Origin of the sequence: Acinetobacter sp. 148, assembly GCF_031196675.1 — a bacterium.
Classification (GTDB): Bacteria; Pseudomonadota; Gammaproteobacteria; order Pseudomonadales; family Moraxellaceae; genus Acinetobacter; species Acinetobacter baumannii.
This window is the reverse complement of the sequence record NZ_JAVIMT010000061.1, coordinates 21058-27087: the sequence shown is the minus strand read 5'-3', so window position 1 is coordinate 27087 and position 6030 is coordinate 21058. Positions and strand designations below refer to the sequence as shown.

Annotated in this window: 7 protein-coding genes; 3 read left to right on the top strand and 4 right to left on the bottom strand. The window is 42.0% G+C overall.

What is annotated here, in order from left to right:
* Positions 1 to 96 precede the first annotated feature (96 nt).
* Both dkgB and RFX69_RS10500 read left to right on the top strand, forming a co-directional pair.
* A complete protein-coding gene (gene dkgB / locus RFX69_RS10505; RefSeq protein ID WP_001025227.1) occupies positions 97 to 900 on the top strand; it encodes a 2,5-didehydrogluconate reductase DkgB in 804 nt (267 codons plus the stop codon).
* Between the two features lie 4 nt (positions 901 to 904).
* A complete protein-coding gene (locus RFX69_RS10500; protein ID WP_001097146.1) occupies positions 905 to 2095 on the top strand; it encodes an MFS transporter in 1191 nt (396 codons plus the stop codon).
* A 40-nt stretch (positions 2096 to 2135) separates the two neighbouring features.
* On the opposite strand, the gene RFX69_RS10495 is transcribed toward RFX69_RS10500, so the two are convergent.
* Complete coding sequence (locus RFX69_RS10495; protein WP_001036017.1) at positions 2136 to 2789, bottom strand: START domain-containing protein; 654 nt, start codon at positions 2787 to 2789, stop codon at positions 2136 to 2138.
* Between the two features lie 51 nt (positions 2790 to 2840).
* Positions 2841 to 3662, bottom strand: a complete 822-nt coding sequence (gene dapB, locus RFX69_RS10490) for a 4-hydroxy-tetrahydrodipicolinate reductase (protein WP_001271389.1) — start codon at positions 3660 to 3662, stop codon at positions 2841 to 2843.
* Positions 3663 to 3846: 184 nt separating this feature from the next.
* Between dapB and RFX69_RS10485 the strand changes: the two genes are divergently transcribed.
* Complete coding sequence (locus RFX69_RS10485; protein WP_000555690.1) at positions 3847 to 4197, top strand: hypothetical protein; 351 nt, start codon at positions 3847 to 3849, stop codon at positions 4195 to 4197.
* A 114-nt stretch (positions 4198 to 4311) separates the two neighbouring features.
* Here RFX69_RS10485 and dnaJ read toward each other — a convergent pair whose 3' ends face one another.
* Both dnaJ and RFX69_RS10475 read right to left on the bottom strand, forming a co-directional pair.
* The gene (gene dnaJ / locus RFX69_RS10480; RefSeq protein WP_001119029.1) at positions 4312 to 5424 is read right to left on the bottom strand and encodes a molecular chaperone DnaJ; all 1113 of its coding nucleotides are present in this window, start codon (positions 5422 to 5424) and stop codon (positions 4312 to 4314) included.
* A 104-nt stretch (positions 5425 to 5528) separates the two neighbouring features.
* Positions 5529 to 5906 (bottom strand): hypothetical protein, encoded by a 378-nt coding sequence (locus tag RFX69_RS10475; RefSeq protein WP_000529425.1) that lies wholly within the window; start codon positions 5904 to 5906, stop codon positions 5529 to 5531.
* Positions 5907 to 6030 lie beyond the last annotated feature (124 nt).

The following is a 6030-nucleotide window of genomic DNA, read 5'->3' as shown; positions in this document are numbered from 1 at the left end:
AAAGTGTCAACACACCCTATTCATCTATTTTTTCGCAACAATAAAAAAAGCAAAATGCACCTCAAGTTAAACAATTATTTAATTTCAGGTGAATACATGAATATCCCACGTTTTGGTCTAGGAACTTTCCGCCTTAAAGAACAAGCTGTGATTGATTCTGTTAAAAATGCGCTAGATGTCGGTTATCGTGCAATTGATACTGCTCAAATCTATGAAAATGAAGCGGCAATTGGTCAAGCGATTGCTGAAAGTGGCGTATCACGTCAGGACTTGTTTTTAACTACAAAAATCTGGGTAGATAATTTTGCTCAAGAGAAGTTTATTCCAAGCTTAAAAGAGAGCTTACAAAAGCTTCGTACTGACCATGTCGATTTAACTTTGATTCACTGGCCAGCACCAGATTTAGGCGTTTCAATTCCTGAAATCATGCAGCTTTTACTTGAAGCAAAACAACAAGGCTTAACCAAACAAATTGGTATTTCAAACTTCAATATTGCACTTACCCAACAAGCAATTGACACAATTGGTGTAGAGCATATTGCAACGAACCAGATTGAGCTGAGTCCTTATCTTCAAAACCATAAACTTGTGAATTTCTTACAAGAGAAGAATATTGATGTCACTTCATACATGACGCTTGCATACGGAAAAGTGCTTCAAGACCCTGTTTTAGCGGAGATTGCAGCAGCTCATAAAGCAACGACAGCGCAAATTGCATTAGCATGGGCATTGCAGCGTGGTTTTGCAGTCATTCCATCTTCGACTAAACGTGAAAACCTGATTAGTAATTTAAAAGCACAGGATATCGAGTTAACTGCGGCTGAAATGCAAATGATTGCCGAACTTGATCGTAACAGTCGTGAAGTTAGCCCAGAGCCATGGGCACCAGTTTGGGACTAAACTCATGAACACTCAATCAAATACGGCGTTCTCGTTATTGGCATTGGCAATTGGTGCCTTTGCCATTGGCACCACGGAATTTTCCCCAATGGGGTTACTTCCGAACATCGCTAATGATTTAGGGATTTCAATTCCAACAGCCGGTATGTTAATTACAGGCTATGCACTTGGCGTAATGCTAGGTGCACCGTTTATGACCCTGTGGTTTGGTGGTTTTGCACGACGTAATGCGCTTATTTTTTTGATGGCGATCTTTACGGTCGGTAACCTGATTGCAGCATTTTCGCCAAATTATATGAGCTTATTAGGTGCACGTCTCATTACAAGCCTGAACCACGGTGCCTTCTTCGGGATTGGTTCTGTTGTGGCAGCGAGTATTGTCCCAGCGCATAAACAGGCTAGTGCTGTGGCAACCATGTTTATGGGCTTAACCATTGCTAATATTGGTGGTGTGCCTTTAGCAACATGGGTTGGGCAAAACATTGGCTGGCGTATGTCTTTCCTTGCGATTTCCGTGCTCGGCATTATTACTATGCTCGCTTTGTGGAAAGCATTACCGCAAGGTATGGTTGCCCAAAAACCAAACGTGAAGGCCGAGTTAAAAGTATTAACGCGTACCCCTGTGGTTCTTGCATTACTCACTACCGTACTCGGTGCAGGTGCAATGTTTACGCTCTACACCTATATTGCGCCAAGTTTGACTGAGTTTACACATGCTTCACCGACCTTCATTACGTTCATGTTGGTGCTGATTGGTGTCGGTTTCTCGATTGGTAACCATTTAGGCGGCCGTTTTGCAGACTTGTCCATCAACAAAACTCTGATTGGTTTCTTGGTACTGTTGATTGTGATGATGGTAACTTTCCCAATCCTTGCTCAAAGCCAGATTGGAGCAGCCATTGCGTTGGTGATATGGGGTGCAGCAACCTTTGCTTTAGTACCGCCATTACAAATGCGTGTCATGTCAGTTGCTCACGAAGCTCCAGGGCTTGCCTCTTCAGTGAATATTGGTGCGTTTAACTTAGGTAATGCAGTAGGCGCTGCTGCAGGTGCATTAGTACTCGATTTAGGTTGGGGTTATAGTGCAGTATCTTTTGCGGGTGCCTTACTGGCGGGATTAGGTTTGTTATTAGTTTTATTCCAAATCAAACGAGAAAGCAGCCCCGCTCAAACCTTACAACAATGTTCAGATTGATAAAAAAAGCGCCTGAGATCAGGCGCTTTTTTTAGCTTATTTATTTTAAAATTTCCGGCAACTTAGGTTGCTCATAAATCGGGTTCATTACTTCCCGTTTCATTTTAAGCAGCATCTGATAAGGTTGCTGTTGAACAAACATATTGACGAAGCTCAACGGAATTGCACCCGCTGGATCAGCATAGCCACTAGTGGTGACTTTGACTTTATTATTGGCAAGTTTCTGAAATGTCCAGTCCCCTTCATAGCGTGTTAGGCGCACGACATCGGGTTGTATCGGATAGTTACTATTAACTGCCGTATTTTTAATAGTAATTAGGCCATTGGCTGCTTTACTCATTTTTCCTTTAACCACTACATCGCGATCTTTTAGCGGAAAAGGAAAATCTAACACCATATATAAAGTAAATTCGCCTTTCTTTTCATCCTGAGAAAGCATTTGGACCTTGCCCATATAAGGCACCCATTGAGCTGCACGATCTACATCTAAAATTACCGCCACAGCGCGTTCAAGGGGTACATCAAACGTTGTTTCCGCTTTATATTGAAAGACTGGGTTATCTGCTTTTTGATAGGTCCACACTTTAATATGATTACGGTCTAGGCTGAGTTTCGCCTTGTCTGTAGAGGCAGCCCCTGTATAGAGGCTGCTTAAGCAAAGAAGAGTGGTCAAAGCAATTTGTTTTTTATTCATGTTCTGCTCTATCTTGTTTTTCTCGCCACATATGGGAAGTGTACAGATGGTTTACACCTGTACGTCGTTCAACCCTAAAACATCTTTCATGTCATATTTACGCGCTTCACGGCCCACAACCCATGCAGCAGCTCGTACTGCACCAGCAGCAAAGTTCATACGGTTAGTGGCTTTGTGAGTCACTTCAACACGCTCACCCTCACCAATAAACATGACCGTATGTTCCCCTACAATATCGCCACCACGGATGGTTTCGAAACCAATGGTTTGACGATCACGTGGACCGGTATGCCCTTCACGACCATAAACAGCAACTTCTTTTAAGTTACGGCCTAACGTATCCGCAATTGCTTCACCCATCATTAATGCAGTACCAGATGGTGCATCTACTTTATGACGGTGGTGAGCTTCAATTACTTCAATATCTACTGTATCGCCAAATACTTTTGCTGCAAGCTCAAGTAACTTGATTGATACATTTACGCCAACAGAGTAGTTCGCAGCATATACAACAGGTGTATGCGTTGCTGCTTCATCCAATTCAGCCTTTTGCTCATCAGACATCCCTGTGGTGCCAATCACCATAGCCACGCCAGCTTCACGACATAGCTTTAAATGCTGGGCGGTTGCAGCTGGTGCAGTAAAATCAATGATTACATCGCAATCTTTAAGTACATCAGCCAAGCTTCCTGAAACCTTCACACCCACTGAACCAATTCCTGCAAGTTCACCAGCATCTGTGCCGACCAAACTACTTTCTGGACGCTCTACTGCCGCAGCCAATTGATAGCCTGCTTGTTGAACTGCCTGAATAAGTGTACGACCCATACGGCCGCCTGCACCCAAAATACCAATGCGTGGAGCTGCTGACATAATCCTTCCCAATCTTCTGTTTTACGTAATTGGCTTACTATATCAAAACTCTTTGCTCACGATAAAAAGTAAAAAATATTTTTTAAAGGGAACCGGAATTTAATCTGTTTTCACAAAAGTTAAAGAATTGATCTGCACACTACTGAGCCACGAATGAAAAAAAGATGACTATAAGGAGTTCAGCATGCATTCGAAAATTATTGGCCTAATCGCCATTATGGGGATAATAAGTTCAGTGGCATTTGCAGAGCCTGCAATCCAGCCCGGAGAAACATTAGAGAGCTTATCTAAAGCACGTATTACAACAAACGTAAATACTCAAGCAGCAACACCTACAGCTCAAACAAGCGATGCTACTGCTGAGGTTAAAGTTGAAGATATTGATCCAATCATTGAAGAAAAAACTGAAGAAACAGTAAAAGCAGCTATACAACCAGCTCCTCAAGCTACTGTCGAAGCTATAGTGGCTCCAGTTGTATCAAGTGAACTCAACGTAAGTGTTGATGATATTGATGTCGCTCATCCTACAGAATAATTACTAGTCATTTTCTTTAAAGCAAAATAAAAATAATAAGATGAATCAGCGCAATAAAAAGGCGGATATTTTATCAATATCCGCCTTCTTTTTAATTTCTGATCTAATCAATCATTAATCGAATAAGCGATCAAAGAAAGATTTTTTCTTTGGTGAAGACGCACTGTCTTCACCATCGAAAGATGCTTGTAATTCTTTAAGTAATTCACGTTGACGAGAGGTTAGGTTAACCGGTGTTTCTACCACGATACGGCAAAGTAAATCACCCACCATACTGCTACGTACAGGGCGCACACCTTTACCACGTAAACGGAATAATTTACCTGTTTGAGTTCCCTCAGGAATCTTCAAGCTAACTCGGCCTTCCAAAGTCGGAATTTCAATTTCTTTACCAAGTGCAGCATCAGCAATGCTTACTGGTACGTCCATATATAAGTCGGCACCATCACGTTGGAAAATTTCGTGTTCACGAACAACCACTTCAACGTATAAGTCACCAGCTTGACCATCACGAATAGCCTCGCCTTTACCACTTAAACGAACGCGGTCACCATTGTCCACACCCGCTGGAATCGTCACTTCTAATGTTTGCTGACGATCTGCTACACCTGAACCATGACATGCATGGCATGGGTTTTTAATAATTTTGCCTTGGCCACGACATGTGCCACAAGTTTGTTGTACAGAGAAGAAACCTTGCTGCATACGCACTTGTCCTGAACCGTGACAAGTTTTACAAGTTTCTACATCTTTTGGATTTTTAGAGCCTTTACCATCACACACATCACATGGTGCTGGAGCAGTAAAGGTAATTGTTTTTTTAACCCCTTTTACAGCTTCCTCAAGGGTAAGTTCCATTACATAGCGTAAATCTGAACCGCGACGTTGGCGTTGCTGACGTCCGCCGCCACCAAACGCTCCACCAAAGATATCACCGAACTGGCTAAAAATATCTTCTGCACTGAAACCGCCAAAGCCACCACCAGCGCCACCAAAGCCGCCTTCAAACGCATTATGTCCCATACGGTCATACATGCTGCGTTTTTCGCTGTCCGATAAAATCTCATAAGCTTCAGAAGCTTCTTTAAATTTTTCTTCAGCCTCGGCATTGTCAGGGTTTCTGTCAGGATGATATTTCATCGCCAATTTACGATAGGCTTTTTTGATCTCATCATCACTTGCGGTTTTTGAAACGCCTAAAACCTCATAATAATCACGTTTAGCCATGTTTGGCGGTGCTCCTCACGGAAATTTTATCAATACTCTATTGCCGACTAAATGGGGGGCTTTAGCCGAATTTACAAGGGGAAAACTTTCAAAAAACAGATATATTAAAAAACTGCCTTATTTTTTAAATATTTAGACAAGCCTTTTAACCATGCATTTAATAAAAATAACCAAGCAATAGCACTAAAAACTACACCAGCAACTGTTGAAGCCGTTACCCAAAGGTTGCTATCCCATGCAAAAAAGAAGAGAGGAATAAACCAGACCACAGCAAAAACTGACATGAGGAGGAATAGAATACCATTGCGCATAATCCATAGCGCATGAGCATGAATCCAAACTTCCGCATCATCCACAACAGCTACTTTACGAGCGACCAGATAAGCAAAGGCCGCAAAAATAACCGTAAACAATGCAAGAAACATGAACGCATAAGAAATTACAATATAACGGCGATGCTGTTCGATATGGTCTTGCCCCATCTGTATTTCACCTCAATTCACTGCATTATGCCTATTTTTTATGCAGCGAAATAATCCTGTATTTTTTGTGTAAAGACAGGTGCTACTATATTGGACTTTTCAATATTTCGCACCTTTATTCACA

Bases quoted from the DNA above. Each gene is read 5' to 3' on its own strand.
- dkgB (WP_001025227.1), top strand. From the start codon at position 97: ATGAATATCCCACGTTTTGGTCTAGGAACTTTCCGCCTTAAAGAACAA.
- RFX69_RS10500 (WP_001097146.1), top strand. From the start codon at position 905: ATGAACACTCAATCAAATACGGCGTTCTCGTTATTGGCATTGGCAATT.
- RFX69_RS10485 (WP_000555690.1), top strand. From the start codon at position 3,847: ATGCATTCGAAAATTATTGGCCTAATCGCCATTATGGGGATAATAAGT.
- dapB (WP_001271389.1), bottom strand. From the start codon at position 3,662: ATGTCAGCAGCTCCACGCATTGGTATTTTGGGTGCAGGCGGCCGTATG.
- RFX69_RS10475 (WP_000529425.1), bottom strand. From the start codon at position 5,906: ATGGGGCAAGACCATATCGAACAGCATCGCCGTTATATTGTAATTTCT.
- RFX69_RS10495 (WP_001036017.1), bottom strand. From the start codon at position 2,789: ATGAATAAAAAACAAATTGCTTTGACCACTCTTCTTTGCTTAAGCAGC.
- dnaJ (WP_001119029.1), bottom strand. From the start codon at position 5,424: ATGGCTAAACGTGATTATTATGAGGTTTTAGGCGTTTCAAAAACCGCA.